This window comes from Micromonospora sp. KC213 (assembly GCF_004348325.1).
Classification (GTDB): domain Bacteria; phylum Actinomycetota; class Actinomycetes; order Mycobacteriales; family Micromonosporaceae; genus Micromonospora.
The window spans coordinates 42,613-69,532 of the sequence record NZ_SMKF01000010.1; the positions used below are offsets into that span (position 1 = coordinate 42,613).

Annotated in this window: 28 protein-coding genes; 20 read left to right on the top strand and 8 right to left on the bottom strand. The window is 72.9% G+C overall.

What is annotated here, in order from left to right; translation table 11 throughout:
- Positions 1-46 precede the first annotated feature (46 nt).
- On the bottom strand, positions 47-4,723 hold the full coding sequence (locus E1166_RS04585; RefSeq protein ID WP_132336045.1) for an ATP-dependent helicase: 4,677 nt from the start codon (positions 4,721-4,723) through the stop codon (positions 47-49).
- Positions 4,724-4,897: 174 nt separating this feature from the next.
- On the opposite strand from E1166_RS04585, the gene E1166_RS04590 reads away from it, so the two are divergent.
- The 10 genes from E1166_RS04590 (at position 4,898) to E1166_RS04635 (ending at position 15,099) form a co-directional block, all read left to right on the top strand.
- Entirely contained in the window at positions 4,898-5,278 is a 381-nt protein-coding gene (locus E1166_RS04590) for a hypothetical protein (RefSeq protein WP_132336047.1), read from the top strand.
- 218 nt (positions 5,279-5,496) lie between these two features.
- Complete coding sequence (locus tag E1166_RS04595; RefSeq protein WP_132336049.1) at positions 5,497-8,328, top strand: Na+/H+ antiporter subunit A; 2,832 nt, start codon at positions 5,497-5,499, stop codon at positions 8,326-8,328.
- The gene (locus E1166_RS04600; RefSeq protein ID WP_132336051.1) at positions 8,325-8,801 is read left to right on the top strand and encodes a Na(+)/H(+) antiporter subunit C; all 477 of its coding nucleotides are present in this window, start codon (positions 8,325-8,327) and stop codon (positions 8,799-8,801) included. The genes E1166_RS04595 and E1166_RS04600 overlap by 4 nt, the downstream gene beginning before the upstream one ends.
- A complete protein-coding gene (locus E1166_RS04605; protein WP_132336053.1) occupies positions 8,798-10,300 on the top strand; it encodes a Na+/H+ antiporter subunit D in 1,503 nt (500 codons plus the stop codon). Before E1166_RS04600 ends, E1166_RS04605 begins: the two co-directional genes overlap by 4 nt.
- Complete coding sequence (locus tag E1166_RS04610; RefSeq protein WP_132336055.1) at positions 10,297-10,860, top strand: Na+/H+ antiporter subunit E; 564 nt, start codon at positions 10,297-10,299, stop codon at positions 10,858-10,860. Before E1166_RS04605 ends, E1166_RS04610 begins: the two co-directional genes overlap by 4 nt.
- Entirely contained in the window at positions 10,857-11,120 is a 264-nt protein-coding gene (locus E1166_RS04615) for a monovalent cation/H+ antiporter complex subunit F (RefSeq protein WP_132336057.1), read from the top strand. The genes E1166_RS04610 and E1166_RS04615 overlap by 4 nt, the downstream gene beginning before the upstream one ends.
- Positions 11,121-11,122: 2 nt before the next feature.
- Positions 11,123-11,458: a monovalent cation/H(+) antiporter subunit G gene (mnhG, locus tag E1166_RS04620; RefSeq protein WP_132336099.1), complete on the top strand. Its 336-nt coding sequence runs from the start codon at positions 11,123-11,125 to the stop codon at positions 11,456-11,458.
- A 159-nt stretch (positions 11,459-11,617) separates the two neighbouring features.
- Positions 11,618-12,973: a hemolysin family protein gene (locus E1166_RS04625; protein WP_132336059.1), complete on the top strand. Its 1,356-nt coding sequence runs from the start codon at positions 11,618-11,620 to the stop codon at positions 12,971-12,973.
- On the top strand, positions 12,970-14,034 hold the full coding sequence (locus tag E1166_RS04630; protein WP_132336061.1) for a hemolysin family protein: 1,065 nt from the start codon (positions 12,970-12,972) through the stop codon (positions 14,032-14,034). The genes E1166_RS04625 and E1166_RS04630 overlap by 4 nt, the downstream gene beginning before the upstream one ends.
- A 132-nt stretch (positions 14,035-14,166) precedes the next feature.
- Positions 14,167-15,099, top strand: coding sequence for a sporulation protein (locus E1166_RS04635; protein WP_132336063.1), 933 nt, complete (start codon positions 14,167-14,169; stop codon positions 15,097-15,099).
- A 9-nt stretch (positions 15,100-15,108) separates the two neighbouring features.
- On the opposite strand, the gene E1166_RS04640 is transcribed toward E1166_RS04635, so the two are convergent.
- Entirely contained in the window at positions 15,109-16,353 is a 1,245-nt protein-coding gene (locus E1166_RS04640; protein ID WP_132336065.1) for a bifunctional pyridoxamine 5'-phosphate oxidase family protein/GNAT family N-acetyltransferase, read from the bottom strand.
- 36 nt (positions 16,354-16,389) lie between these two features.
- Between E1166_RS04640 and E1166_RS04645 the strand changes: the two genes are divergently transcribed.
- The gene (locus E1166_RS04645; RefSeq protein WP_132336067.1) at positions 16,390-17,730 is read left to right on the top strand and encodes an aminotransferase class I/II-fold pyridoxal phosphate-dependent enzyme; all 1,341 of its coding nucleotides are present in this window, start codon (positions 16,390-16,392) and stop codon (positions 17,728-17,730) included.
- Between the two features lie 168 nt (positions 17,731-17,898).
- Here E1166_RS04645 and E1166_RS04650 read toward each other — a convergent pair whose 3' ends face one another.
- On the bottom strand, positions 17,899-18,414 hold the full coding sequence (locus tag E1166_RS04650; protein ID WP_132336069.1) for a MarR family winged helix-turn-helix transcriptional regulator: 516 nt from the start codon (positions 18,412-18,414) through the stop codon (positions 17,899-17,901).
- A gap of 71 nt (positions 18,415-18,485) precedes the next feature.
- On the opposite strand from E1166_RS04650, the gene E1166_RS04655 reads away from it, so the two are divergent.
- Genes E1166_RS04655 through E1166_RS04665 form a run of 3 tightly spaced genes read left to right on the top strand, consistent with a single transcriptional unit; the run spans position 18,486 to position 20,241 of the window.
- Positions 18,486-19,124, top strand: coding sequence for an NAD(P)H-binding protein (locus E1166_RS04655; RefSeq protein WP_132336071.1), 639 nt, complete (start codon positions 18,486-18,488; stop codon positions 19,122-19,124).
- Positions 19,125-19,161: 37 nt separating this feature from the next.
- A complete protein-coding gene (locus tag E1166_RS04660; RefSeq protein ID WP_243710151.1) occupies positions 19,162-19,527 on the top strand; it encodes a hypothetical protein in 366 nt (121 codons plus the stop codon).
- Between the two features lie 12 nt (positions 19,528-19,539).
- A complete protein-coding gene (locus tag E1166_RS04665; protein WP_132336073.1) occupies positions 19,540-20,241 on the top strand; it encodes a hypothetical protein in 702 nt (233 codons plus the stop codon).
- A gap of 25 nt (positions 20,242-20,266) precedes the next feature.
- Here E1166_RS04665 and E1166_RS04670 read toward each other — a convergent pair whose 3' ends face one another.
- The 4 genes from E1166_RS04670 to E1166_RS04685 all read right to left on the bottom strand — a co-directional run bounded on the left by E1166_RS04670 (position 20,267) and on the right by E1166_RS04685 (position 22,232).
- On the bottom strand, positions 20,267-20,677 hold the full coding sequence (locus tag E1166_RS04670) for a VOC family protein (protein WP_132336075.1): 411 nt from the start codon (positions 20,675-20,677) through the stop codon (positions 20,267-20,269).
- Between the two features lie 140 nt (positions 20,678-20,817).
- The gene (locus E1166_RS04675) at positions 20,818-21,195 is read right to left on the bottom strand and encodes a VOC family protein (RefSeq protein ID WP_132336077.1); all 378 of its coding nucleotides are present in this window, start codon (positions 21,193-21,195) and stop codon (positions 20,818-20,820) included.
- A 63-nt stretch (positions 21,196-21,258) separates the two neighbouring features.
- Positions 21,259-21,441 (bottom strand): DUF397 domain-containing protein, encoded by a 183-nt coding sequence (locus tag E1166_RS04680; RefSeq protein WP_132336079.1) that lies wholly within the window; start codon positions 21,439-21,441, stop codon positions 21,259-21,261.
- Complete coding sequence (locus E1166_RS04685) at positions 21,432-22,232, bottom strand: helix-turn-helix transcriptional regulator (RefSeq protein ID WP_132336081.1); 801 nt, start codon at positions 22,230-22,232, stop codon at positions 21,432-21,434. Before E1166_RS04685 ends, E1166_RS04680 begins: the two co-directional genes overlap by 10 nt.
- A gap of 233 nt (positions 22,233-22,465) precedes the next feature.
- Between E1166_RS04685 and E1166_RS30745 the strand changes: the two genes are divergently transcribed.
- The 3 genes from E1166_RS30745 to E1166_RS04695 all read left to right on the top strand — a co-directional run bounded on the left by E1166_RS30745 (position 22,466) and on the right by E1166_RS04695 (position 24,142).
- Positions 22,466-22,612 (top strand): hypothetical protein, encoded by a 147-nt coding sequence (locus E1166_RS30745; protein ID WP_165944234.1) that lies wholly within the window; start codon positions 22,466-22,468, stop codon positions 22,610-22,612.
- Complete coding sequence (locus E1166_RS04690; protein WP_132336083.1) at positions 22,612-22,854, top strand: flavin reductase; 243 nt, start codon at positions 22,612-22,614, stop codon at positions 22,852-22,854. The genes E1166_RS30745 and E1166_RS04690 overlap by 1 nt, the downstream gene beginning before the upstream one ends.
- Before the next feature lie 136 nt (positions 22,855-22,990).
- The gene (locus tag E1166_RS04695) at positions 22,991-24,142 is read left to right on the top strand and encodes a GyrI-like domain-containing protein (protein ID WP_132336085.1); all 1,152 of its coding nucleotides are present in this window, start codon (positions 22,991-22,993) and stop codon (positions 24,140-24,142) included.
- Positions 24,143-24,224: 82 nt separating this feature from the next.
- Here E1166_RS04695 and E1166_RS04700 read toward each other — a convergent pair whose 3' ends face one another.
- Positions 24,225-24,476 (bottom strand): hypothetical protein, encoded by a 252-nt coding sequence (locus tag E1166_RS04700; RefSeq protein ID WP_132336087.1) that lies wholly within the window; start codon positions 24,474-24,476, stop codon positions 24,225-24,227.
- Positions 24,477-24,580: 104 nt separating this feature from the next.
- On the opposite strand from E1166_RS04700, the gene E1166_RS04705 reads away from it, so the two are divergent.
- The 3 genes from E1166_RS04705 to E1166_RS04715 all read left to right on the top strand — a co-directional run bounded on the left by E1166_RS04705 (position 24,581) and on the right by E1166_RS04715 (position 26,783).
- Entirely contained in the window at positions 24,581-24,931 is a 351-nt protein-coding gene (locus E1166_RS04705) for a PadR family transcriptional regulator (protein ID WP_243710152.1), read from the top strand.
- Positions 24,928-25,989 (top strand): hypothetical protein, encoded by a 1,062-nt coding sequence (locus E1166_RS04710; protein ID WP_132336089.1) that lies wholly within the window; start codon positions 24,928-24,930, stop codon positions 25,987-25,989. The genes E1166_RS04705 and E1166_RS04710 overlap by 4 nt, the downstream gene beginning before the upstream one ends.
- Positions 25,990-26,081: 92 nt before the next feature.
- Positions 26,082-26,783, top strand: coding sequence for a UdgX family uracil-DNA binding protein (locus E1166_RS04715; protein ID WP_132336091.1), 702 nt, complete (start codon positions 26,082-26,084; stop codon positions 26,781-26,783).
- Positions 26,784-26,920 lie beyond the last annotated feature (137 nt).

Genomic DNA, 26,920 nt, shown 5'->3' on the forward strand with positions numbered 1-26,920 from the left:
GGGGTTGCGGCCCCGGGCCAAGGGCGGCGCCGGCCCCCGGCGCCGGTCAGCCGCGTAGCCGTAGCCCGCGCGGGGTGGCCCGGAAACCGGCGGCGGTGAGCGCGTCGCGCAGCGGCGAGGAGCGCACCGCCTCGCCGTCGGCGCGTTCCACCGACATCGCGCCGAGCGCCCCGGAGTGAACCGCGTCGGCCAGCGCCTTGCCCGCGGCAGCCAACGCGTCGCCGTCGTCGGTGAAGGAGAGAATCGTCCGCCCGCCCCGCTCGACGTAGAGCACCAGGTCACCACCGACCAGCACCACCAGCGCACCGGCCTTGCGCCCGGCCCGGTGCCCGCCGGCCGGGAGGGCACCGTCGCCGGAGTCGACCACCCGTTCCGGCCACGGCAGCGCGGCACCGTACGGGTTGGCCGGGTCGGTGGCGGCGAGCACCAGCGTCGCGCCGCCCCGACCGCGCCCCCCGTCGGCCGGGTCGGTGAGGGCCCGGATCCGGTCCACCGCCCCGGGCACCGCGAACTGGGCCGCTCCCAGCCCCTCCACGAAGTAGCCGCGCCGGGCCGCCCCGCGTTCCTCCAGTGCGGACAGCACCGGGTAGACCGCGGCGAACCCGCCGGTCACCTGCTCGGCGACCACCGCGCCACGGGTCACCACCCCGTGCCGCTCCAGCAGCACATCGGCCAGAGCCGCGGCCCGCCGGGTCGGGTCGGTGTCCCGCTCCGGCAGCCGCGACCAGCGACCGGCCACGGTGGGCGGGCCGCTGCGGCTGGGCAGCGCCATCCGGCCGGGACGGCGGTGCCGGGTACGCGGGGCGGACGGCCGGGACCGGTGCGCCCCGCCGCCGCCGAGCACCGCCCGCAGCGGGGCGAGCGTGTCGTTGGTGAGGTGACCGGCCCAGAGCAGATCCCACACGGCGGCGATCAGCGCCGCGTCGTCGGGGCCGCCCACCCGGTCCGACAGGGCGCGGAAGAACAGCGCCTGCCCGTCGGCGAGCGCGTCGAGCACCGCGGCGTGCAGCGGGGTGAGCGCCAGGGCGTCATCCGGTGGCGGCAGCAGCAGCCCGGCGGCGTCCGCGTACGCCAGGGTGACCCAGCCGTCCCCGCCGGAGATGGCGCCGGAGCCGGCCCAGAGCACCTCGCCGCTGGCGCACAGCTCGTCGAGCTGGGCGGGGGAGTAGTCGGCGACCCGGGCCGGCAGGACGAGCCGTTCCAGCGCGGACGCGGGCACCCTCGCCCCCTGGAGCTGTTCGACGGCGACGGCCAGGGCGTCCACCCCCCGGGCGGACGAGCCGACCTGCTGCCAGCGGGGCAGGAACGCGGCCAGCGCCCTCGGCGGCACCGGCTCGATCTCCCGGCGCAGCGCGGCGAGGCTGCGTCGGCGCAGCAGCCGCAGCACCTCGGCGTCGCACCACTGGGTGCCGACGGTGTCCGGCGCGAACTCTCCCGAGACCACCCGGCCGTTGGCGGCGAGCCGGCGTAGCGCCTGCTCGACCACGAAGACGCCGAGCCCGAACCGGGCGGCGCAGGTCGCCGCGGCGAACGGCCCGTGGGTACGGGCGTACCGGGCGACCAGGTCGCCGAGCGGGTCAGCCACCGGGGCGAGGTACGCCTCGGCGACCCCCACGGGCAGCGCCACGCCGAGCGCGTCGCGCAGCCGGGCGGCGTCCTCGACGATGACCCAGCGTTCCTCCCCGGCGATGCGGACCCGCAGTACCCGGCGTGCCGCGGCCAGCTCGGTGAGCCACGCCGCCGGTACGCCCCGATCGGCCAGTTCCGCCTCGGTGAGGTCGCCGACGACCCGGAGCAGCTCGACGACGTCCTCGGCGTCTCGGGGGCGGCGCTGCTCGGTGCGCCAGCGCACCTGCCGCTCCGTCTCGGCCAGCACCGCCGGGTCGAGTAGTTCCCGCAGGTCGACCCGGCCGAGCAGTTCGCCGAGCAGGGCGGAGTCCAGCGCCAGCGCGGCGGCACGCCGCTCCGCCAGGGGCGCGTCGCCCTCGTACAGGAACGCGCCGACGTACCCGAAGAGCAGCGAGCGGGCGAACGGCGAGGGACGTTCGGTCTCCACCTCGACCAGCCGCACCCGGCGGGCGGCCAGATCGCGCATGTGCTGGGCCAGGGCCGGCTGGTCGAAGACGTCCTGGAGGCATTCCCGGGCGGCTTCCAGGGTGACCGGGAAGTCGGCGTACTCGCGGGCGACGTCGAGCAGTTGGGCGGCGCGTTGGCGCTGCTGCCAGAGCGGCTGGCGGCGGCGCGGGTCGCGGCGGGGCAGCAGCAGGGACCGGGCCGCGCACTCGCGGAACCGGGACGCGAACAGCGCGGAGGTGCCGACCGACTCCTCCACCAGTTGGCTGATCTCGTCAGGGTCGAAGACCACCACGTCGGCGCCGGGCGGACTGTCGGCGGTGTCGGGCAGGCGCACCACGATCCCGTCGTCCGACGGCAGCACCTGGGCGTCCACCCCGTACCGTTCGGTGAGCCGGCGACCGATCGCCAGCGCCCAGGGCCCGTTGACCCGTGCGCCGAGCACGCTGTGCACGGCGAGTCGCCAGTCGCCCAGCTCGTCGCGGAACCGCTCGACGATGACGGTACGGTCGTCGGGCAGGGACCGGGTAGCGGCCTGCTGCTCGCGCAGGTACGCCAGCAGGTTGCCGGCGGCCCAGTCGTCCAGGCCGCCGGCGCGCAGCGCGGCGAGCGCCTCGTCGTCGCCGTGGCGCAGCAGGGCACGCATCCGGGCGCCGATGGCCCGACCCAGCTCCACCGGCCGACCGAGCTGGTCGCCCTTCCAGAACGGCATCCGGGCGGCCTGGCCCGGGGCGGGGGAGACCAGCACCCGGTCGGGAGTGATCTCCTCGATCCGCCAGGACGAGGACCCGAGCAGGAAGACGTCACCCACCCGGGACTCGTAGACCATCTCCTCGTCGAGTTCGCCGACCCGGGCGGCGCGTTCCGCGCCGGCCAGGAAGACCCCGAACAGCCCCCGGTCGGGGATGGTGCCGCCGCTGGTCACGGCGAGCCGCTGGGCGCCGGGGCGGCCGGTGAGCACGTCCGTGGCGCGGTCCCAGACCAGCCGGGGGCGCAGCTCGGCGAAGGCGGTCGACGGGTAACGCCCGGAGAGCATGTCCAGTACGGCGTGCAGCGCCGAGTCGGGCAGCTCGGCGAAGGGAGCGGCGCGGCGCACCAGCGCCGCCAGGTCGCCGACCCGCCACGGGTCGAGGGCCACCATGGCGACGACCTGCTGGGCCAGGACGTCGAGCGGGTTGCGGGGGTAGTGCAGCTCCTCGATGGCGCCGGTGGCCATCCGCTCGGCGACCACCGCGCAGGAGAGCAGGTCGCCCCGGTGCTTGGGGAAGACCACGCCCCGGGACACCGCGCCGACCTGGTGCCCGGCCCGGCCGACGCGTTGCAGGCCGGCGGCGACGCTGGGCGGCGCCTCGATCTGGACCACCAGGTCGACCGCGCCCATGTCGATGCCGAGCTCCAGGCTGGAGGTGGCGACCACGGCGGGCAACTGCCCGGACTTGAGGGCCTCTTCGATGTGCTTGCGTTCCTCCCGGGAGACGCTGCCGTGGTGCGCCCGGGCGATCACCGGTGCGGCGCCGACCGCCCCGCCGGACTGCGCCATCACCTGCGCCGGCGCCCGGCCGGCGCCTACCGGCCCGACGCGGAGGTGATCCGCCGCGACGTGGTCCGGGCCGCCGCCGTGCGCGCCCGGGGCGCCCGGCCGCTGCCCGCCCGGGGTGGCGGCCAGTTCCTCGGCGGCCAGTTCGTTGAGCCGGGCGCAGAGCCGTTCGGCGCTGCGCCGGGAGTTGGTGAAGACGATGGTCGAGCGGTGCGCCCGGATCAGGGAGAAGACCCGCTCCTCGACGGCCGGCCAGATCGAGGCGCGGCGCGGGCCGAGGCCGCCCGGCTCGTCCTCGGGTTGCTCCTGTTCGTCGAGGCGGGTCATGTCCTCCACCGGGACCTGGACACTCACCTCGATGGTCTTGGCGATGGCCGGTTGCACCACGTCGACCGGGCGGCTGCCGCCCAGGAAGCGGGCGCAGGCGTCGATCGGCCGGACGGTGGCGGACAGGCCGATCCGCTGCGCGGGACGGTCCAGCAGCTCGTCGAGGCGTTCCAGGGAGAGCGCCAGGTGGGCGCCGCGCTTCGTCCCGGCGACCGCGTGCACCTCGTCGACGATCACCGTCTCCACGCCGCGCAGGGAGTCGCGTGCGGCGGAGGTGAGCAGCAGGAAGAGCGACTCCGGGGTGGTGATGAGGATGTCCGGCGGGGTGCGGGCGAAGGCGCGGCGTTCGTCGGCGGGAGTGTCGCCGGTACGCATGCCGACGGTGATCTCCGGTGGGGCGACGCCCAGCCGGGTGGCGGCCTGCCGGATACCCGCGAGGGGAGCCCGCAGGTTGCGCTCGACGTCGACCGCGAGGGCCTTGAGCGGGCTGACGTAGAGCACCCGGCAGCGGTGTCGTGCCTCGGCCGGTGCCGGCTGGCGGGCCAGTCGGTCCAGCGACCAGAGGAACGCGGCCAGGGTCTTGCCGGACCCGGTCGGGGCGACGACCAGGGCATGACGGCCGGCGGAGATCGAACGCCAGGCGCCGATCTGGGCGGCGGTGGGCGTGGCGAAGGCGGCACGGAACCATTCCCTGGTCGCCGCGCCGAACCCGGCCAGCACATCGGGCCCGGAGGCTGCGCCCGCCTGACCGCGGCCCGCCCTACCGGTACCTGCCTGGTCGCTCATGGCACCATCCTGCCTGCTCGGTGTGACATCACCACCGGCCCGGACGCTGTCGGTACAGCAGCGGTTCTCATTCGAAGGATCAGGTACGAGACCGTTAAGTCCGCCGTAACTGGTTGCTAGTGAGCCGCAACATAAAGTAACTTCACTGCAGCGCGTCGGGCGAGGGAGGATCGGATGACCGTCGAGCGGCACGGCCTCAGATCCGGAACCGATGTGCTGATCCGCAAGGTCGACAGCCATCTGGCTGCCGTCCGCAGCAGCCTGCGCGGCCCCGATCTGGAACTCGCCGAGCGTCTCGCCCGCTCCCTGCGTGAGCTGGTCGTCTCCACCGCCCAGGCCAGCGCCGCCGACCGGGCTCAGGTGCGGGCCGCGGTGCACTACTTCGTACTGCGTCGGGAGAGCCGCGGCAACCTGCTCTCGGTGCGCTCCCTGACCGCCGCCCAGCGCGTGGTCAACAAGGTCGCCCGGCAGCTCGGCCGACCGGACCTGCTGGTCGAGGTGGCGCGCTGGGATCGGGAGCCGTCCGTCCCGGTCGGCGAGGTCATCCTGCGCTGACCCGCGCTCCGGCGGGGTGGTTTCCCTGCCTCGGTCGGGCGGGCGGCCGTGCCGTTGCGCGCCGGCAGGTGGCCGCTTCGCGTCCGCGCCGACCAACCGAGGGCCAAGTAGGCATATTTCGGTAAAATCACCCATGGGTCCACGAACTGGCGTGTGATCAGTGCTGGCCGGGACGATCCGACCCGGTGCGTGCCGCCAGCTCAACCGGGGGAGGACGGGTGCTCGTACTGCTGCTCCTCCACCTGGTGGCGGCACTGCTCGCGCCGCTGCTGGTGCGGTGGTGGGGTCCGCGTGCCTGCTACCTGCTGGCACTCGCGCCGGCTGCCGCCCTCGGCTGGGCGTTGACCCGGACGCCGCAGGTCCGCGACGGCGGCGCGGTCGTCGAGACGTACGGCTGGATCGGCCAGCTCGACCTGGACGTCGCGTTCCGGATGACGACGCTGTCCTGGCTGATGACCCTGCTGGTCGGCGGGGTCGGGGCGCTGGTGCTGGTCTACTGCGGGCGCTACTTCGACCGGGGCTCGGTCGGGCTCAGCCAGCTGCTGGCGGTGCTGGTCGCCTTCGCCGGGGCGATGCTCGGCCTGGTGCTCGCCGACGACCTGCTGCTGCTGTTCGTCTTCTGGGAACTGACCACCGTCTTCTCGTACCTGTTGATCGGGCACGACGCCGAGCGACGCTTCACCCGATGGGCCGCCGCCCAGGCGTTGACCGTCACCACCCTCGGCGGCCTGGCGATGCTGCTGGGCTTCCTGGTGCTCGGCGAACACGCCGGTAGCTACCGCTGGTCGGTGATCGCCGAGGCGCCGCTGCCCGGAGGCGCCGGTCAGGTCGCCGCGGTCCTGCTGATCCTCACCGGGGCACTGGCCAAGTCGGCGATCATCCCGTTCCAGTCCTGGCTCCCGGTCGCGATGGCCGCCCCCACCCCGGTCAGTGCCTATCTGCACGCGGCGGCCATGGTCAAGGCCGGCGTCTATCTGATCGGGCTGCTCGCCCCGGTCCTCGCCGACACCGGACCGTGGCGGCCGGTGGTGCTCATTCTCGGCCTGGCAACCATGATCGCCGGCGGCACGGCCGCGCTGCGGCAGTCCGACCTCAAGCTGCTGCTGGCGTACGGGACGGTCAGCCAGCTCGGGCTGCTGGCGGTGGTGCTCGGCGTCGGCACCGCCGACGCCGCGCTCGCCGGGGTCGCCATGCTGCTGGCGCACGCCCTGTTCAAGGCGGCTCTCTTCCTCGTCGTCGGCATCATCGACCACCAGGCCGGTACCCGCGACCTGCGGCAACTCAGCGGACTCGGCCGGCGGGCGCCGGTGCTCGCCGGGGTGGCCACGCTCGCGGTCGCGTCGATGGCCGGGGTGCCGCCGCTGCTCGGCTTCGTGGCCAAGGAGGCCGTCTTCGCCGTGCTCGTTAGTCGGCCGCTGCTGCTCGCCGGCCTGGTGGCGGGGACGGTGCTCACCGCGGCGTACAGCATCCGGTTCCTCTGGGGCGCCTTCGCCACCCGGCCCGGCGTGATGCCCACCGATGCCGCCCCGGCGCCGCTGCCGATGCTGGCGCCCGCGGCCCTGCTGGCCGTCGCCGGGCTGGTCGCCGGCGCCGCGGCCACCGCCCTGAACGGGCTACTGCGCCCGTACGCCGAACTCTTCGGCCCGCCGCACGAGAAACTGGCGCTCTGGCACGGCCCCACCCTGGCGCTCGGCCTGTCGGCCCTGACCCTGGCCGGTGGTGTGCTGCTGCACGCGACGCGCGGCCGGCTCACCCCGGTGCTGGCCCGGCTCCATTCGCCGGTCACCGGCAACCAGGGGTACGAGTGGCTCACCCGGCACTTCGACCGGCTGGCCACCGAGATCACCGGCGCGACCCAGCGCGGTTCCCTGCCGCTGTACCTGGGCACCATCCTGCTCACGCTGGTGCTGGTACCCGGCGGCACCCTGCTGGTCACCCGTCCGTGGGCGGAGCGGATCGCTCTCTGGGACACCCCGTTGCAGCTGGTGGTGGTATTGGTGGTCACGGTCGCGGCGGTGCTCGCGGTCGGCGCCCGCCGCCGGCTCACGGCAATGCTGCTGGTCGGGATGACCGGCTACGGCACGGCGATGCTGTTCGTGCTGCACGGCGCCCCCGACCTGGCGTTGACCCAGTTCCTGGTGGAGACCGCCAGCATCGCGGTCTTCGCGCTGGTGCTGCGCCGGCTGCCGGAACGCTTCTCCGCCCGTCCGCTGCGCCGCGCCCGTTTCGGGCGGCGGCTGATCGGGGTCGCCGTCGGCGTGGTCCTGTCCGGTCTCGCCCTGGTCGCCACCACCGCCCGCACCGCCGAGCCGATCTCGGTGGCCTTTCCCGACCTGGCGGTCCTGCAGGGGTACGGCCGCAACGTGGTCAACGTGATCCTGGTCGACATCCGGGGCTGGGACACCACCGGTGAGATCTCCGTGCTGGTGGTGGCCGCCACCGGGGTGGCCAGCCTGGTCTTCGAGAAATCCCGCACCGGCCCCCGACCCCGGCGGGATCCGGCCGGCCGACGGCGCGACGACCGCCCGGTGTGGCTGCACGGTGGACCCACCCTCCGCGAGCGCCGCCGGTCGATCGTCTTCGAGGTGGTCACCCGCCTGGTGTTCCACACCGTCGTGCTCTTCTCGCTCTTCCTGCTCTTCTCCGGCCACAACGCCCCCGGCGGGGGCTTTGCCGGCGGTCTGGTGGCAGGTCTGGCGCTGGCCCTGCGCTACCTCGCCGGCGGCCGGTACGAACTGGCCGAGAGCGCCCCGGTGGGCGCGGGCACCGTGCTCGGCGCCGGCATGGCGATCTCGGTCGGCAGCGGCGCGATGTCCCTGCTCACCACCGGCGCCCTGCTCGAGAGCACCAAGGTGGACCTGTGGTTGCCCCGGCTCGGCGATCCGTACCTGGTCACCTCGCTCTTCTTCGACATCGGCGTCTACCTGGTCGTGGTGGGCCTGCTGCTGGACATCCTGCGCAGCCTCGGTGCCGAGGTGGACCGGCACATCGAGGCCGCCGGTAGAGCCGAGCGGGGTCTCGTCATCGACCGGGGTGGAGAACCGACGTGACCGCGGACGGCGGGGGGCCGACCCTGGTGCTGGTGCTCGCCGTCGGCGTGCTCGCCGCCACCGGGGTCACCCTGCTGCTGGAGCGCAGCCTGACCCGGATCCTGCTCGGTGTCATCCTGCTCGGCAACGGCGTGAACCTGCTCATCCTGCTCGGCGGCCGGGCCGGCGGCGCTCCGGTGCTGGGCACCGGCCCGCCCGGCGGCTTCAGTGACCCGCTCCCGCAGGCGATGGTGCTCACCGCCATCGTGATCACCTTCGGGTTCACCGCCTTCGTGGCCGCCGTGGCGTACCGCAGCTGGTACCTCACCGGAGACGACGAGGTGCCGGACGACCGGGAGGACCGTCAGGTCGTCCGGCTCGCCGACCGCAACGAGATCGCCAGTTCCGACGTGGGCGCGGGCGGGTCGGACGCCCTCGAACAGGTGGACCCGTCGCCCCGCCGTCGGCCGCGCCGACCCGGAGGCCGGCCGTGACCCGGCTGGTCCCGCTGCCGGTGGTGGTGCCGCTGCTGGGTGCCGCGCTGACGCTGCTCCTCGGTGGCTGGCCCCAGGTGCAGCGCACGGTGAGCGTCGTCGCGCTCACCACCAACCTGGCCGTGTCGGCGGTGCTGCTGGTCGAGGCGTACCGGCACGGCCCGGTGGTGGTGCAGGTGGGCGGCTGGCCCACCCCGGTCGGGATCGTGCTGGTCGCCGACCAGTTGGCCGCGCTGCTGCTGGTGGTCTCCTCGGCGGTGACCCTCTGCGTGCTGCTGTACTCCATCGGTCAGGGTCTCAGCGAAACCAGCGAGTCGGCGCCGGTGAGCATCTACCACCCGACGTACCTGGTGCTGACCGCCGGCGTCACCAACGCCTTCCTCGCCGGGGACCTGTTCAACCTCTTCGTCGGCTTCGAGATGCTGCTCGCCGCGAGCTTCGTCCTGATCACCCTCGGTGGGACCGAGGCGCGGATCCGCACCGGCTCCACGTACGTCATGGTCAGCGTCCTGTCCTCGCTGATCTTCCTGACCGCGGTGGCCCTGGTGTACGCGGCCACCGGCACCCTCAACATGGCGCAGCTCGCCGGGCGCCTCGACGCGCTGCCTGACGGCGTACGTCTGGGGTTGCAGCTGACGCTGCTGCTCGCCTTCGGCATCAAGGCGGCGGTCTTCCCGGTTTTCGCCTGGCTGCCGGACAGCTATCCGACCGCGCCGGCCCCCGTGACCGCCGTCTTCGCCGGTCTGCTCACCAAGGTCGGCGTCTACGCGATCATCCGGACCGAGACGTTGCTGTTCCCGGGCGGGGAGGTCGCCGGTCCGCTGCTGGTGGTCGCCGGCCTGACCATGGTGGTCGGCGTCCTCGGCGCGGTGGCCCAGACGGACATGAAGCGGCTCTTCTCCTTCACCCTGGTCAGCCACATCGGCTACATGATCTTCGGGGTGGGGCTGAGTACCGTCGCGGCCCTCTCCGGCGCGATCTTCTACGTGGTGCACCACATCACCGTCCAGACCACCCTGTTCCTCGTGGCCGGTCTGGTCGAGGAACGGGCCGGCAGCACCGACCTGCGCCGGCTCGGCGGGCTGGCCCGGATCGCTCCGCTGCTGGGAGTGCTCTTCTTCGTCCCGGCGATGAACCTGGCCGGCATCCCGCCCTTCTCCGGCTTCCTCGGCAAACTCGGCCTGCTCCAGGCCGGCGTTGCGGTCGGCGGGCCGCTGGCCTGGGCGCTGGTCGCCGCCGGAACCCTGACCAGCCTGCTCACCCTCTACGTCGCCTCCCGGGTGTGGAACATCGCCTTCTGGCGGGCGCCCCGACTGGCCGGTGGGTCGCTGGTGCGGCTGCCCGGCCTGATGGTCGGCGCCACCACCGCGCTGGTGGTGCTGGGACTGGTGCTCACCCTCGCCGCCGGTCCGCTCTTCGACGTCACCGCCGACGCCGCCGCCGACCTGCGCCGGCGCACCCCGTACGTGGAGGCCGTACTGCCCGGGGGGTCGCCGTGACGGCCCCGTCCAGGTCCAGCCGCTGGCGGGACCAGGCCACCGCGCTGGGGTGGCTCATCGCCGCCTGGAACCTGTTCTGGGGCGAGTTGAGCTGGGGAAACCTGGCCGGTGGGGCGCTGGCCGGTGTGGCGGTGCTGGTGTTCTTCCCGCTGCCGCCGGTCACCTTCGCGGGCCGGCTGCGGCCCCGTGGGCTGCTGGTGCTGGTGGTGACGTTCGTCGTCGAACTGGTCAGCGCCAGCCTGCGCGTCGCCGCGATCGCCGTACGTCCCGGCTACCGGCCGCGCGGGGCGATCATCGGGGTACGGCTGCGGGTACGCAGCGACCTCAACCTGGCCCTCACCGCCGAACTGCTCTCCCTGGTCCCGGGCACCCTGATCGTCGACGTGGACCGGGCCGAGGGCGTCCTCTACGTGCACGTTTTCGATGTACACGGCACCGGGGACCTGACCGACAGCCGGGCCCGGATCCTCGCCGTCGAGGAGCGCATCGTCCGGACGATCGGCTCCGACGCCGAGCTGCGCCTGCTCACCACCGACCCCGACCGGAGGCCCGAGACATGACCGTCGTCCTCGCCGTCGTGCTGACCGTGCTGCTGTCGGCCACCGCGTTGCTGGCGCTCACCCGGATGTACCGGGGCCCGTCCCTGCTCGACCGGGTGGTCGCGGCAGACCTGCTGCTGGCCACCATGATCGGCGCGGTCGGGGCCGAGGCGGCGGTCAACCGGCACGCCACCAGCCTGCCCGTGCTGGTGGTGGTCTCGCTGCTCGGCTTCGTCGGCTCGGTGGCCTTGGTCCGCTTCGCCGTCCGGGAGGAGTCGTGAGCGTGACGGTCGTCCTGGACTGGTTGGGCGGGTCGGCGCTGGTGGTGGGCGCTCTGCTCAGCTTAGCCGCCGGCATCGGGGTGTTGCGTTTCCCCGGTGTGCTGGACCGGATGCACGCGGCCACCAAGCCACAGACCCTCGGCGTGCTGCTGTTGCTGCTGGGACTGGCGTTGCGGCTGCGTACCCCGGCGGATCTGGGCATGATCCTGCTGGTCGGCCTCTTCCAACTGGCCACCGCGCCGGTGGCCGCCCAGATGATCGGCCGGGCCGCGTACCGCTCCGGGCGGGTCGACCGGAAGTCGCTGCGCACCGACGAACTGGCCGACCGGGGAAACTAGTCGATGACGGCGGCTTTGCCACCACCATCAGCGAACTTCCAGCGGTCGCCGATAGAATTGTCGAATGATCGACTCTTCTGCCCAGGAGGGCAGCAGTAGCCAGCCGGGTCGTGCCCGGCATCCCCTCGCCCCGACGACCCCGGGAGCCCTGAGCGGCCCGTGTTGATCGTCTACGGTCTCGTTCTCATCATCGTTCTCACCGCGGCCACCGGCTACTTCGTGGCTCAGGAGTTCGGCTACGTCGCGGTGGATCGCGGCCGGCTCAAGCAACGCGCCGACGACGGCGACCAGGCGTCCGCCCGGGCGCTCCAGGTCACCGGCCGGCTCTCCTTCATGCTCTCCGGGGCCCAGCTCGGCATCACCGTCACCGCCCTGCTGGTCGGTTACGTCGCCGAGCCGTACCTGGGCGCCGGGCTGGCCGAGCTGCTCGGCGGGGCCGGTGTCCCCACCTCGGTCAGTTTGCCGCTGTCGGTGGCGCTGGCCCTGACCATCGCCACCGTGGTGCAGATGGTCCTCGGTGAGCTGGCCCCGAAGAACCTCGCCATCGCCCGGGCCGAGCAGCTCGCCCGGGCGCTGGCGCCCTCCACCCTGATCTACCTGAAGGTCGCCGGCCCGGTGATCAAGCTGTTCGACCGGGCCGCGGTCCGGCTGTTGCGCCGCATCGGCATCGAGCCGATCGAGGAACTGCCCAGCGGCGCGACCCCGGAGGACCTGGAGCAGATCATCGCCGACTCCCGCGAGGGCGGCCATCTCGACGTCGAGATGTCCACCCTGCTCGACCGGGGGCTCGACTTCCGGCAGTTGACCGCCGGGGAGGCCATGGTGCCGCGGGTCCACGTGCACACCGTACGGGCGCACGAGCCGGTCAGCCGGATCGTGCAGCTGCTCGACAGCGGCCACTCCCGCTTCCCGGTACGCGGGGCGGAAGGCGTGGACGACCTGGTCGGCGTGGTCGGCATCGCCGACGTGCTCGGGGTGCCCCCGGCGAAACGGGCGAGCACCCCGGTCAGTGAGGTGGCCGTACCCCCGTTGCTGGTGCCCGAGACGTTGCCGCTGCCGACCGTGCTGGACCGGCTCCGGTCCGGGCACCGGCAGCTCGCCTGCGTCGTCGACGAGTACGGCGGTTTCGCCGGCGTGATCACCCTGGAGGACATCGCCGAGGAGTTGGTCGGTCCGATCCGCGACGAGGACGACCCGCCGGAGCGGGCGCCCGCGCGGCAGGAGGACGGCTCCTGGGTGGTGCCGGCACGCTGGCGGATCGACGAGGTCGCCGACAGCACCGGCATCGCCCTGCCCGAGGCCCCCGAGTACGACACCCTCAGCGGCCTGGTGATGCGGGAGCTGGGCCGGGTGCCCGAGGTCGGTGACCGGCTGGAGATCAGCCTGCCGGCTGACGGTGAGGAGCCGCAGGAGCAGCCGAGGGCCGTGGTCGAGGTGCTGGCGGTGGACCGGCACGTGGCCGACATGGTGCGGCTGCGGATGGCCGGCGCGGCCCGCGACGGGGGTGCCGCATGAGCCCCGGCCTCGCCCTGTTCACCTCGGTGCTGCTGCTCGCCCTCAACGGATTCTTCGTCGCCGCCGAGTTCGCGTTGGTGGCGGCGAAGCGGTACCGCCTGGAGCAGTCCGCCGCCGGTGGCGGCCGGGCGGCCCGGGCCGCGCTGGACGGTGTCCGGGAGTTGTCCCTGATGCTGGCCGGCGCGCAGCTCGGCATCACCCTGTGCACCCTGGGTCTCGGCGCGCTCGCCGAACCGGCCATCGAACACCTGCTCAGCCCGCTGCTGCACGCCGTCGGGCTGCCGGAGGCGGCCAGCCACCTCATCGCGCTGGTGTTCGCCCTGGGCCTGGTGACCTTCCTGCACCTGGTGGTCGGTGAGATGGCGCCGAAGTCGTGGGCGATCACCGACGCCGAGCGGTCCGCGACGCTGCTGGCGCTGCCGTTCCGGGCCTTCGCCCGGGTCGCCCGGCCGGTGCTGTCGGCGCTCAACGCGCTCGCCAACGCGATGCTGCGACTGGTCGGCGTGCAGCAGCAGGACCAGCTTGCCCAGGTGCACGGCCCGGACGAGCTGCGCATGTTGCTGGAGCAGTCCCGTGAGCACGGTCTGCTCGGCGCCGAGCAGCACCAGATGCTGACCAGCATGTTGCAGTTGCAGGCCACCACGGTCGCCGACGTGATGGAACCGTTCGACCGGATCGTCACGGTTCGTCGGGACGACACCGCCGAACGCGTCGAGGAGGTCAGCCGCGACAGCGGCCGGTCCCGGCTCGCCGTGCTCGACCCGTCCGGGGAGGTCTGCGGCCTGGTCCACGTACGGGAGGCGGTGCGGGCGGTCACCACCGGGCGTGCGGCGACCGCCGGGAGCCTGATGACCCGGGCGTTCACCCTGCCCGCCGAGTCCACGGTCACCGAGGCGGTGGCCGCCATGCGCGCCGACCAGTCCCAGCTCGCGCTGGTGCGCAACGGCGGTGGCCCGACCCGGCCGATCGGTTTCGTGGCGCTGGAGGACCTGCTGGAGGAGGTCATCGGCGAGTTCGACGACGAGACTGACCCGGTGCCACGCGGGCGGCGCATGCGCTGAGGCGTCGACCCCACTCCACCGCCCGCCGTGACCGGTGGCCGGTGGAGTGGAGTGCCGGGCCGGACAGCGGGAATGCGCGCCGCGGCGGAGGCGACGCCCTCGCCGGACGGGGCGGGCGGCGGGAGCAGCGGGATGCGGTTGACGGGGGTGGCGCGGGAGTCCGGCGGGACCGGACTGTCGGTGAGCACCACCCTGACCAACCCGAGCACCCGCCCCGGCCTGCGCCTGCCCGGACGGGTGCTGCTCGCCGCCGGTCGGGACGACGTGCCGGTCCGGCACATCCGGCTGGGCCTGGTCGCCACCGCCGAACCCGACGATCCGCGCTCGCCCCGCCGGCTGGTGCAGTACCACCAGGTGCCGATCGCCGGCCGGTTCGTGGTGCCGGCGGGGCGGCGTCGAGCCGTCGACTTCGCGGTGCCGCTGCCCTGGGAGACCCCGGTGACGATCGTCGGCGGGGTGCCGCTGATGGCGTTGCGCACCGGGCTGCGTACGGAGGTCTCGGTCGACCCCGACCGGGACCAGAGGGCGATGGTGCCGGTCTTCGTCCACCCGCTGCCCAGCCAGCAGCACGTCCTGGCGGCGCTGGACACCCTGGGTTTCACGCTGCGGCAGGCGGGTCTCGTGCAGGGTCGGCTGCCCGGGGTGGAGCAGACCCTGCCGGTGCACCAGCGTCTCGGGTACTGGGTGGCACCGCTGTACGCCGGGCCGATGACCGAACTGGAAGTGATCTTCGTGGCGAACCCGGCGGGCCTGGAGGTGCTGCTCTGGGTGGACCGCCGGCTCTCGCTGACCGGGATCAGCCATCAGAGCATCAGCCGGTTCCGGATCTGGCACACCGGATCGGAACAGCGCGACTGGGTCACCACCGTGGACGGCTGGCTACGCGCGACCATCGACCGGCACGCGGCCGCCGCCGCGCACGCCGACTGGTCAGCCCCGATCACCGAGTCGGCGCACGTCAGTCGTCCCCCGGACCAGCCGATCGCGCCCGGTTACGGCCTCGGTGGCACCGCTGGCGGCCCAGGCATCGGCGATGGCGGTGCGGGCGGCGGCGACGGCAGCTGACGGCTCGGCTCACCCCACCGGTGCCGCCCGGTGCAGTCGCTCCCGCAGCCTGACCTGTGCCGCCGGCCATTCGTCGACGGTCATCGCGTACTGCACGGTGTCCCGCCAGGAGCCGTCAGGGCGCTGCTTGTGCATCCGCAGCACGCCCTCCCGGGTCGCGCCGAGCCGCTCGATCGCCGCCTGGGAGCGGCGGTTGCGGATGTCGGTGTGCCAGACCACCCGCACCGCGCCCAGGTCCTCGAAGGCCCGGCCGAGCAGCAGCAGCTTCGCTTCGGTGTTGATGCCCGTGCGCCACCAGGGCCGGCCCAGCCAGGTGTAGCCGATCGCCACCGACCGCCGCTGCGGATCGATCTCGTAGTAGGAGGTGGTGCCGACCACCGCTCCCGTCCGCGCACAGCGCTGCACCCACGGCACCCGCTCGCCCCGCTGCCCGGCGGCGAGCGCGGTGGCGACGATCGCCCGCATGTCGGCCGGCCCGGTCGGCAGCGGGCTGCCCAGGTGGGCGAAGACCTCAGGCTCGGCGGTGGCGGTGAAGAGTTCGTCGGCGTGGGTCATGTCCAGCGGCTCCAGCAGCACGTGCGCGCCGCGCAGCGACGCCGGCTCCCGCCAGGGCGACACCGCCGCGCGCAGGTACGCCGGCACCGGCGCGGTCACCCCGGCGTCCGTCTCGGGCAGTCCGGCGGTCAGCCGCAGCGGCACCACTCCGGCCCAGTGCGGCAGCGCCAGGTCGCCCGGATCGTCCCGGACGCCACCGGTGCGGGCCCGCACCGACACCTCGCGCAGCGGCAGGGCCAGTACGGCCGTCTCGGCCAACTCGCGCCGGTTCGGTGGGCGGCTGTCGGTGCTGCGCCCGGTGCCGACCTTCTCCACCAGTGCGGTCAGCGCCTGACGCTTCTCGTCGTCGCCGGTGACCAGGTGCGCGACGCCGTGCGCCACCACCGAGCGGTAGTTGGCGCTGTGGTGGAACTGGGAACGGGCGTAGACCAGCCCGTCGAGCAGGGTCACCGTGACGCACACCGGAAGCCCGGCGTCGTCCCGGGCGGCGAGCAGTGGCCGACTGCCGGTGGAGCCGTGCAGGTAGAGGGTGTCGCCGATGCGCACGTGCAGGGTGGGCAGCAGCCGGGGCTCGCCGTCGACGGTGAACCCGAGCACGCAGTGGTAGGCCTCGTCGAGCACCGCGTGCGCCGCTGCGCGGTCGTAACTCATCCGGTCGCGGGAACGGCTGGCGGTGGTGCGCGTGGTCGGGGCGTACATGACATCCCACCTTTGTTCTAGTACAATCTCCGTACTGTGGCAGTACGTTATCAGATCGACGGCGCGACGTCCGCCGCGATTTCGGCCAGTGTGGAAGCCGGCATCCGCTCCGGTGCGTTGCAGCCGGGGGCCACGCTGCCCGCCGTCCGGGCACTCGCCGCCGAGCTGACCGTCAGCCCGGCCACCGTCGCGCGGGCCTACCAGGAGCTACGCCAACGCGGCCTGGTGGTCACCGCCGGCCGGCACGGCACCCGTGTCCGACCACGCCCGCCGGTGGCCTCCTCCCGCGCCGCGCTGCACCCGACCCCCCCGCCGGGCAGCCGCGACCTCTCGCGGGGGCAGCCCGACCTGCGGCTGCTGCCTCCGCTCGGTCCGCACCTGGCCGCGCTCGCCGCCGAGGTCGGCCCGCCCGTCGGGTACGCCGAGACCGCCGTGCTTCCCGCCTTCGCCGAGGCGGCCCGACAGCGCCTCACCGCCGACGGCGTGCCCGCCGAGGAGGTCACCGTGGCCACCGGCGCGCTGGACGGCATCGAACGCCTCCTCGCCGCCCACCTGCGCCCCGGCGACGCGGTGGCGGTGGAGGACCCGGGCTGGGCCAACCTGCTCGACCTGGTGGCCGCGGCGGGCCTGCGACCGGTCGGCGTGCCGGTGGACGAGGCCGGCCCCACCGTGATCGGCGTACGCGACGCCCTCGCCCTCGGCGCGCGGGCGCTGGTGGTCACCAGCCGCGCGCAGAACCCGACCGGAGCCGCCGTCACCGCCGACCGTGCCGCAGCCCTGCGCGAGCTGCTCGCCGGCCGCCACGACCTGCTGCTCATCGAGGACGATCACGCTGCCGAACTGGCCCGCGTCCCGCTGCACCCGCTCGCCGGGGCGACCCCGAACTGGGCCTTCGTCCGGTCGGTGAGCAAGCCGTTCGGGCCCGACCTGCGGCTGGCGGTGCTGACCGGCGACGAGACGACGGTGGCCCGGGTAGCCGGCCGGGCCCGGGTCGGCGCCGGATGGGTCTCCACCGTCCTGCAACGTCTCGTGCTGTCGCTGTGGCGCGACCCGGCCACCGCCGCGCTGGTCCGCCGAGCCGGCCGGGAGTACGACCGACGCCGCGCCGCCCTCCTCGCCGCGCTCGCCGACCGGGGGCTGACCGGGTACGGCCGGACCGGCATCAACGTCTGGCTGCCGGTGCCGGACGAGACGGCCGTGGTCACCGCGCTGCGCGACGCCGGCTGGTCCGTCGCACCGGGCGCACTCTTCCGGATCGGGGCCGGCCCGGGCGTCCGGATCACCGTCAGCGCACTGGACGAGGCCGAGGTCGGGCCGCTCGCCGACGCGATCGCGGGCGCGCTGCGCCCCTCGGGTCCGGCCGGATTCACCGCCTGAGCGCGTGCTGCTCCGGCCCGGGTGCCGGGCGCACCTCGCCACCTCGCCGTCAGCGGACGCTCGCCTCCGGTCGCGGCCCTGACCGTCGGCGGACTCGCCTCGGGTTGCGGCACATCGCGGTGTCCGCCGCGCGTTTCTACCGCAGAATGCCGCCCATGGAGACGCGCCTCAGGCACCGTCCGTGGTGTTTCCGGACCGGATGGCCGCTCCCAGGCCGGGATGGACGCCCGGCGGGTTTCCGGTACGGTCGGCGATCCGTTGCAGGGCGGCGACGAACCAGGCCCGTTCGCCGACGTCCAAGGCCGCGAGAATCTCTTCCTCGTGCTGGTCGGCGACCCGGCGTGCGCGGGGTAGTAGCTGGCGTGCGGCGTCGGTCAGGTGCACGGCGTGGGCGCGGCGGTCGCCGGGGTGCCGCCGACGTTCCGCCAGACCGCGCTGTTCGAGGTCGTCGAGCAGGCCGACCATGACCTTCCGGTGGATGCCCAGTGCGTCGGCGAGTTGCTGCTGGGTGCTCCCTTCGCCGTGTTCGAGGTGCGTCAGCAGCCCGAAGTGGTTGGGTGCGATACCCAGCGGTGCCAGCCGCGCGGCGAACGTCTGTGCGACGTGGAACCCGAGCTGTGACAGCAGAAAGTTGGCCCGGGCCGCCAGTGGCCGGTCCGATCCTGGCGCATCCTCGTCAAACACCCGGGTATTGTACGTCCCCGTTATTGTCCCGTACGGTAACAATCACTCGTTATCCGCATTCGGGAGTGGCCATGAGGGTGATCGTCTTCGGAGCGACCGGCGGTATCGGACGTAGCATCGTGCGTCAGGCGCTGGACCGCGGGCACGCGGTGACCGCGGTCGTCCGCGACCCGGCCCGCCTCGACGTGCGTCATCCCACGCTGCGGGTGGCGACGGTGCGGGCGCTGGACGATGCCGACGTGTTGGGCCCGGTGCTGCGCGGCAGCGACACGGTCCTGTCGGGAGTCGGCCCGCGCGGACGCCACGACGGCCCCGTCGCCTCCACCGCCACCCGCACGATCCTGGAAGCCATGCAAGCCGAGGGTGTGCGCCGTCTCGTCGCGGTCAGCGCCGCCCCGGTCGGCCCGATACCCGACGGGGACAGTCTCCTCAACCGCCGCATCGTTCTGCCCGGCATCAGTGCCCTGCTCAAGGACCTCTACGCGGACCTGCGTGCCATGGAGGACGCGATGGCGGCCAGCGGCGCGGAATGGACGGTCCTGCGACCACCCAAGCTGGTGAACAAACCGCTGACCGGCCGATACCGCACCACCATCGGCGGCAATGTCGCCCGCGGCTACACGATCTCGCGGGCCGACGTCGCCCACGCCATGCTCACCGCCGTCGGCGAGCCCGCGACGATCCGCCGGGCGATCGGCATCGCGTACTGACCGACCGCCGCCCTCCCGTCGACCCGAAGGAAGCACGATGCCCCACCCGCATCCTCGCGGGCGTCAACGTGGCCCGGATCGGCGACACCGAGGCCCGAACCGCGCGACCTTCCTGCTCAACCATTTCACCGCCGGTCCCGACACCGACGCCGAATCCGTCTGGCGCTCCGTCACCGGGTGGTACACCACCAAGACCGGAGTGGACAACTCGACCGCCCTGCGACCCACCAGACCATCGTCGTTCGCGCTGGTCAACTACGCGCGCTTGCCCACCGGAGCGATCCGCTTCCTGTTCGGGCAACTCGCGCGGCCGAGTTTCCACCGCTTCGTGCGAGCCACCCTCGACGAGCACGGGATGCGCGCCCTGCCCGCCTTTCACCGGCTCGTCCACGCGTCGGCGTAAGGCGGGGCCTCCATGCGCTTCGGTAAGCTGGCTGGTGTCGCCGGCATCGGCTTCGTCGTCATCCTGATCGCGGCGAACCTGCTGCTGACCGCAGCCGGCTTTCCCACCCCGTCCCAGGCCGCATCCGTCGACGAGATCACCACGGTCTTCGCGGCGGGGTCGGCGTCACTGCGCCTGGCCTCGGCACTCCTGCCGACGGCCTGGTTGCTGGCCACCATCTTCGCCGTCGGAGTGTGCGTCGGCCTCCGACGCGACGAAACTTCCCGGACGGACCCGTGGTCCCTGGTCGGAGTCGCCGGGGTGCTCATGCAGTCGGTGACGTTCACCAGCGTCGAGGCGACCCGGCTCGCGCTGATGTCCGCCGCCCAGCACGACGCCGTCGCAGTCGCCGGCCTCTGGGGCCTCCACACCGCCCTGTTCGGGTTCAACCAGGTGTTCCTGGCGACCGCACTCGTCGGGTTCTCGATGTCCGGCATCCGTGCCGGCGCCGTGGCCCGATGGCATGCCGGCGTCGGTCTCCTCGCAGCCGCGCTGCTGTTCGTCACCGCGACAACGGGTCCGTACGGCGTCGGCGGCGTCAACCCACTGGCCCTGCTGGGCCTCGTCGGCTGGCTCCTCTGGCTGGTGTGGATCGTGGCGTACAGCATCGTCCTGATCCGACATGCGCCACGGGTGGAACGAGGCCGGCCCGACCTGACATGGCACCAGACCTAGCTGCTTACCTGGGCGTGGGAGGGTGTCAGGTGGTGACCGGATGGGAGTCGTCGGCGTGGGGGAACGCGGCCCGCTCGGCCTTGCCGCGCAACACGCAGAACTCGTTGCCCTCGGGGTCTGCCAGCACCACCCATCCGGTGCCGTCGGGGTTGCGGTGGTCGTCCACCAATGTCGCACCCAGGGCCGTGAGCCGGTCGATCTCCTCGTCGCGCCTGGTCTCGGGAGTGAGGCAGACGTGGACCCGATTCTTCACGATCTTGGACTCCGGCACCCGCTGAAAGAACAGGTCCGGGCCCTCGGGCATCTCGATGTACGTCTCTTCCTCGCCGGGCTCGCACTCGGCGGCGATCGGCCGGTCGACCACCTGGCTCCAGAACGTGGCCAATGCGTACGGGTCGGCGGAGTCGAAACAGACGTTGCGCAAGGATGTCGGCATACGGATGTTCCTACCCGTTCGGTGCCGGTCGATCGACCTGATTTGCCCGCGCCGTCGACAACGTCAGCCCACGATCGAGGGTTGCCCGTTGAGCTGCCGTGAGCTGAGGCTCGTACCAGCCTTGGCCTCCGCCGCTGCGGTCATCCGCTGGCGCGCTCGGCTTCGCTGCGCTCGATGCAGAACTCGTTGCCCTCGGGGTCGAGCAGGGTGACCCAGCCGCCCCCGTCAGGGGTGCGCTGGTCCTGGTGCAGCTTGGCACCGAGGGCGATGACCCGCGCCACCTCTTCGTCGCGGGTCCGCTGTGTCGGCATCCAGTCGAGGTGGAGCCGGTTCTTCACCGTCTTGCCCTCGGGCACCCGGATGAACAGGATGCCCGGCACGGGCGAGGGTGGCTTGACGGATGCCTCCGGGTCACCCGGCTCGTCATCATCGGACATCGGCCACCCGGTGACCTCGCTCCAGAACCTCGCCAGCTCGTACGGGTCGGCACAGTCGACGGTCACATGGCGGATGATCATGCGCCAACCATACCGGCGAGATCAGCCTGAACGGGCGGGGCCGATTGTCGACCCCGCCCGGCGTCAGTGCTGCTTGGCGTACCGGACGAATGCCTTCCAGGTGGCCGGCTCGAAGGCGAGCACCGGGCCGGCGGGGTCCTTGCTGTCGCGGACGGCAACCACGCCGGGCAGGTTGTCGGCAACCTCGACGCAGTCCGTGTTTCCGCTGCGGGTGGCCTTACGCCACGTCGCGCCGCTCAGGTCCATGACGTCCTTACTTCCTTGAGGAGTTCGATCGACTGCCGGCGGGGCAGTGCTTCGTTGCGTACCGTCTCCCACCTAGCCATCAGGGTAGCCAACTCGGCCTCGGCGTCTATCACTGCGCCAGCGAGCTGACTTTCCAGACTGCCGACCCAGCCTCCGTCCACCCCCCGGGCGAGCGTGAACGGGCCAGACATGCCGATGTGCAGGCCGACCGACAGCGGGATGAGATGGATGCTGACGTGTGGGCGCCCGGCGCAGGCGATCAGGTGCTCGACCTGCTGAGCCATGAGAAACCGGAAGCTCTCGTCCTGACGGTGCAGAATGCCCTCGTCGATGACCGCGATGAGCTGGGGCGGCTTATCCCGGGAGAGGATCTTCTGGCGCTCCATGCGGGCGGCCACCCGCTTGTCCACCTCGGCGTCGCTGAGCAGGTCGTCGCAGCGGATGACCGCCCGGGCGTAGTGCTCGGTCTGGAGCAGGGCGGGGATGAGCGTGGGTTGGAAGCACCGAAGCTGGCGAGCCCCCCGCTCGGCGTCCAGCCAGGGCCGAAACCAGCTCGGCTGGCGCTCCCGCTCCAGCATTCCCAGCAGGGCGACCAGCAGGCCGCCGGAGTTGAGGACTTCGTCAGCGCGGCCGAGGAACAGTCGGTCGAACGGTCGGGCGCCCGTCTCGACAGCCGACACCATCGACGCCGAGTAGTGCACCTGCTTGCCGAACTCCTCCTGGCTGAGACCGGCGGTCGCCCGCAGCCGCCGTAGCTGGGCGCGGATCAGGTCGGCGGTCGGCTCCTCCACAGTGCCTCCACACTCTCGGAGTGAACATCACTCGGCATTCCCGTGCCGGCTGCCGCCTTCGAGGGTGTGCCACGGCCGGGTCGTTTGGCTTCCGACAGTAGCCCTGTCCTCACCAGACTGTCACCTGTGCGGTTCGGCCGGCTGCCGTGCGGGCGTCGGTCGGACCTGCCCGGGGTCGCCCCTGTTCCCCCTGCCCGGGGCGGCCCCCTTCCAACTTTTTCGAGGAGGTCGACGTGCGTGTTCCGTTCTTCCGATGCCGGGCCAAGGCCGAGCCTCCGCTGCCGAAGCGGGTACGCGGAACCAACCTGCCGGAGTGGATGTGCCTGCCGCCACTGGGCGACCGGGAGGCCCGAGCCGTCGTCACCTCACGGGTGCGTTGATGCCTCGCATCGTCCCGCACCTGCCGATGCGACCGCTGTGGCGGTGTCGCAACTGCGGCGCGGAGTGGCCCTGTCAACCGGCCCGGCTGTCCCTGCTCGTGGAGTACCGGGGGAACCGTACGGCCCTGCTCGTCTACCTCGGGCAGCAGATGGCGGAGGCGCGCGACCAGCTCGCCCAGCTCAACCCCGACCACGCCCCGGACCTGACCGCACGCTTCCTCGCCTGGGCGCGTGCCCGCTGACCACCCTCCACACCCGAACGCGGAGGGCCGGTGCCGCTGGCGGCAACCAACAGCACCGGCCCTCCGCCGTACGAGATCCCGGCGGCGGGCCGGCCAGGGTCAGACGATTCGATATTCTAGGGCTAGAATATCGCCCGTGTCCGAATCCCTGACCGATGCCGAGCTGACCGTGCTCGGCCTGGTGGCCGAACGCCCCCGGCACGGCTACGACCTGGAAGCCGTCATCGAGGCCCGGGGCATCCGGCAGTGGACGTCGTTGGCCTTCTCGGCGATCTACTACGTCCTCGGTCGGCTGGAGTCACGCGCTCTGGTGTCCAGCACCCGACCGGACGGGACGGCGAAGGGGCGCCGCGTCTACGCCGCCACGCCGGCCGGCGTACGGGTGCTGGCCGACGCGACCCGGCGGGCCCTCGCGGAGCTGCGGCCGACCCACCCGTCGATCCTCGCCGGTCTGGCCAACAGCCCGGCCCTCCCGGGCGCGGAGGTCGTCGACGCGCTGCGCGCACGCGAGGCCCAGGTGGCGGAGCGCCTCGCCGCGATCCAGGCGGCTCGGGCGGCACAGGAGCCGGTCGCGGACTTCGTCGCCGCCATCTTCGACTACGCCACGACCCAACTTCAGGCCGAACGGGCCTGGATCGCCACCACGACCGCGAACCTGGAGAAGAACATGGCGACGAAGTCGGACATCAAACGGGACCGCAAGGACCTCTACGGGCCCCGCGCCGGCAGCTTCCAGCTCGTGGACGTGCCGGAACTGCCGTTCCTGATGATCGACGGCAAGGGTGACCCCAACACGTCGCCGTCCTACCAGGACGCGGTGACGGCCCTGTACGCCCTCTCGTACGCGCTGAAGTTCGCCAGCAAGTCGCAGCTCGGCCGGGACTACGTGGTCGCTCCGCTGGAGGGCCTGTGGTCGGCGGACGACCCGACCGTGTTCGTGACCCGGGCCAAGGGCGACTGGCGGTGGACGATGTTGATCACCCAGCCGGAGTGGATCACCGCCGCCATGGTGGACGAGGCGATCCGGCTGACCGCCACGAAGAAGGGCCTGCCGGCGGTGGACCAGGTGCGGTTCGAGCGGTACGCGGAGGGGCTGGCCGTCCAGGTCCTGCACGTCGGCTCGTACGACGACGAGGGTCCGGTGCTCGTGCGCCTGCACCACGAGTTCATGCCCGCCAACGGCCTCACGTTCAACGGGCCGCACCACGAGATCTATCTCAGCGACCCGCGCCGGACCGAGCCGGCGAAGCTGCGCACCATCCTTCGTCAACCTGTGGCACGGTCGTGACCATGCGGTGAGCGGCGGGGTCGGGCGGCGTCGACCTGCTACGGCGCTCGGTCCGCACCGCTCGGTCGGGTCCGTCCGTCGCTCATGGATGATCGCGGTGCTCCGCCGGCCGGTCCTGTCGGGTTTCCTGCGCGGGGTCGCTGCCGGAGCCGGCGGGGGGAGGTGCTGGCCGTGCCGCCCTGGGCAGCACGACGTGGCCGCGGAATCCGGGACCCAGGACGACGCCTCGGTCGGGGGGTGGCGCGCCCACCACGCTGCTGTCTGCCGGCGGTATCACCGGGGCGAAGTCCGGCCCGCCCAGGTCGGCCACGTCCGCCGCTTCACCGTCGCCCATGAGCACTCCCTTGTCTCGGCACCACGACCGACGCCGGCGGGCCACGCCGTTCCAACCTCTGCCTGTGCGTCGCAGCATATCTTGTCATCCATTATATTGGGCGGATGGCTCCTCGGACGATGACAGAACCGGCCTTCTTCATCCTCACCGCACTACTCGACGCGCCACGCCACGGCTACGGGATCGTCGCCGACGTGACGGAACTGTCCCAGGGGCGTGTCCAGCTCAAGATCGGCTCCCTGTACGGGGTGTTGGATCGACTCGTCACCGACGGCCTGGTGGAACCCGACCGGGATGAGGCATGGCAGGGCCGGCTGCGCCGGTACTACCGGCTGACCGAGCGGGGCCGCCACGCGCTCGCCGCTGAGACGGAACGGCTGGCCGCCAACGCCCGCATCGCCTCGGCCCGGCTACGCGCGCAGCAGAGCCCGATCGCGGGAAGGTCGCCGTCATGAACCGGCTGGAGGAACGCTACCGCCACCTGCTACGGCTGCTGCCCGCCGACTACCGGCGCCAGTGGGAGGAGGACATGGTCGCCGCCTTCCTGGAGAGCATGGACACCGACGACGCGGACACCAACGCGTACGTCGCCGACCACGGCCGGCCGCGGCTGTCCGAGGTCGCCAGCGTCCTCGCCCTCACCGCTCGGCTGCGGCTCGGCGGGACCAACGCCCCACCCCGGGCGTACGCGTGGGGCCAGGCCGTCCGACTGGCCACCCTGATGGCGACGCTCACCCACGCCGTGATGGCCACCGCCGGCGTGGTTGTCGCGGCGTGGCTGTCCGGAAACATCGCCTCGCTGCCCGCCCCGCCGCCCGAATGGACGCCGGTCGCGCCGGGCAACCTGTGGCGCACCGCGTGGGACCTGGCCGACTACGCGTGGCTGCCGGCGTACGTCGCACTCGTCCTCGGACACCGGCGGGTGGCCCAGGCGCTGGCCCTGCTCGCCATCCTGCCCCCCGCCGTGACCCATGCCGTGCAACAGGCATCCGGCGAGACCCCGCCCGCCGCGTCGCCGTGGGTGACGCTGCTCCTAGACGCTGTCCTGGTGCTCGCCATGGCGGCGTTCCACCACGACGCCGACCCGGTGCCGCGCCGCCGCTGGCTGTACGCGCTACCGGTCGGCATCCTCCTCGTCCCCGTACCGCTGTTCGCCGTCCAGGCCACCGGTCAGGCACTGCGACTGCTGGACTGGCCCGGCCTGTCCTGCGCCCTCGTCAGCGCCGCCATCGCGGTCCACCTGGCGAGCCGGCGACCTGACCGGGCCGCCCGCACGTTGCCGTGGTCGCTGGCGCTCACCCTGCTCGCCGCCGCGACCCTCGCCCTGCGGACGGCGACCCTGCCCGATTACAGCCACCAGGCACAACAGACCCCACTGCTCACGATCGCCGTGGTCGAGGCGGCCGGTGTCCTCGCGGTGGGCGCACCCCTGGCGGTACTCGCCATCCGAGCACTGCGCCGGCTTCCCGCGGTGCCCGCTGAGCCACCAAGCTCCACCACACCGACCAGGTGAGGATCGACCCACCCGCCACCGTCGAGAACGCCTCGGCGGTGCCAGGGCGGGTCCGCCGCGTGCCTACCGCCGTACCGGGTAGAACTGTCCGCATGGCCGAGCAGACCGACGCACCCGGTGCCCAGCAGTTCATCCCACCCCAGGCCGACACCCTGGACCAGTTGCGCAGCGCCGCTGCCGGCTGCCGGGGCTGTGAGCTGTACCGGGACGCCTCGCAGACCGTCTTCGGGCGGGGCGACGAAGGTGCCCGGGTGGTCTTCGTCGGCGAGCAGCCCGGCGACATGGAGGACCAGAAGGGCCTACCCTTCGTCGGCCCGGCCGGGCGGCTGCTACGCAGGGCGGTGGACGACGCCGGAATCGACCCGGCCCACATCTACCTCACCAACGCGGTGAAGCACTTCCGGTTCGAGTTGCGCGGCAAGCGGCGGATCCACCAGACCCCGGATCGGGTGCACATCACGGCCTGCCGGCCCTGGCTGGTGGCCGAGTTCTCCCGGCTCCACCCGGAACTGGTGGTGGTGCTCGGGGCGACCGCCGCGAAGGCACTGCTCGGCCCCGCGTTCCGGGTCACCCGGCAGCGCGGTGAACTGCTGCCCTGGCCGGCGTCCGCGCAGCGGCCGGAGGACTTCGTCCGGGTACCGGTGGACAGCGCCGGAACGGTCGCCGACGCGCCAGCCGCGCAACTGCTCGCCACCATCCACCCGTCCGCCGTGCTGCGCGCCGACGACCAGGACAAGGCGTACGAGGGGCTGGTCGCCGACCTCACCGTCGCCGCCCGCGCCCTCACCCGCTGACCCACTCGCCTGCGCCCACCGCCGTCCTCGGCCGCCCCGGCGTCGGCGCCCAGGGTCCGCCCGCCCGCCTCGCAGTGCCGTGCCTGGCCTGGCGATGCCTGGCCTGGCCGTGTGGCCGGGTGGGGTCAGGCCGGGGC

Excerpts from the sequence above, each read along its gene's own strand:
- E1166_RS04585 (WP_132336045.1), bottom strand. The coding sequence starts at position 4,723 with ATGAGCGACCAGGCAGGTACCGGTAGGGCGGGCCGCGGTCAGGCGGGC.
- E1166_RS04590 (WP_132336047.1), top strand. The coding sequence starts at position 4,898 with ATGACCGTCGAGCGGCACGGCCTCAGATCCGGAACCGATGTGCTGATC.
- E1166_RS04615 (WP_132336057.1), top strand. The coding sequence starts at position 10,857 with ATGACCGTCGTCCTCGCCGTCGTGCTGACCGTGCTGCTGTCGGCCACC.
- E1166_RS04630 (WP_132336061.1), top strand. The coding sequence starts at position 12,970 with ATGAGCCCCGGCCTCGCCCTGTTCACCTCGGTGCTGCTGCTCGCCCTC.
- E1166_RS04635 (WP_132336063.1), top strand. The coding sequence starts at position 14,167 with ATGCGGTTGACGGGGGTGGCGCGGGAGTCCGGCGGGACCGGACTGTCG.
- E1166_RS04640 (WP_132336065.1), bottom strand. The coding sequence starts at position 16,353 with ATGTACGCCCCGACCACGCGCACCACCGCCAGCCGTTCCCGCGACCGG.
- E1166_RS04655 (WP_132336071.1), top strand. The coding sequence starts at position 18,486 with ATGAGGGTGATCGTCTTCGGAGCGACCGGCGGTATCGGACGTAGCATC.
- E1166_RS04660 (WP_243710151.1), top strand. The coding sequence starts at position 19,162 with ATGCCCCACCCGCATCCTCGCGGGCGTCAACGTGGCCCGGATCGGCGA.
- E1166_RS04665 (WP_132336073.1), top strand. The coding sequence starts at position 19,540 with ATGCGCTTCGGTAAGCTGGCTGGTGTCGCCGGCATCGGCTTCGTCGTC.
- E1166_RS04670 (WP_132336075.1), bottom strand. The coding sequence starts at position 20,677 with ATGCCGACATCCTTGCGCAACGTCTGTTTCGACTCCGCCGACCCGTAC.
- E1166_RS04675 (WP_132336077.1), bottom strand. The coding sequence starts at position 21,195 with ATGATCATCCGCCATGTGACCGTCGACTGTGCCGACCCGTACGAGCTG.
- E1166_RS04680 (WP_132336079.1), bottom strand. The coding sequence starts at position 21,441 with ATGGACCTGAGCGGCGCGACGTGGCGTAAGGCCACCCGCAGCGGAAAC.
- E1166_RS04690 (WP_132336083.1), top strand. The coding sequence starts at position 22,612 with ATGCCTCGCATCGTCCCGCACCTGCCGATGCGACCGCTGTGGCGGTGT.
- E1166_RS04700 (WP_132336087.1), bottom strand. The coding sequence starts at position 24,476 with ATGGGCGACGGTGAAGCGGCGGACGTGGCCGACCTGGGCGGGCCGGAC.
- E1166_RS04705 (WP_243710152.1), top strand. The coding sequence starts at position 24,581 with ATGGCTCCTCGGACGATGACAGAACCGGCCTTCTTCATCCTCACCGCA.
- E1166_RS04710 (WP_132336089.1), top strand. The coding sequence starts at position 24,928 with ATGAACCGGCTGGAGGAACGCTACCGCCACCTGCTACGGCTGCTGCCC.
- E1166_RS04715 (WP_132336091.1), top strand. The coding sequence starts at position 26,082 with ATGGCCGAGCAGACCGACGCACCCGGTGCCCAGCAGTTCATCCCACCC.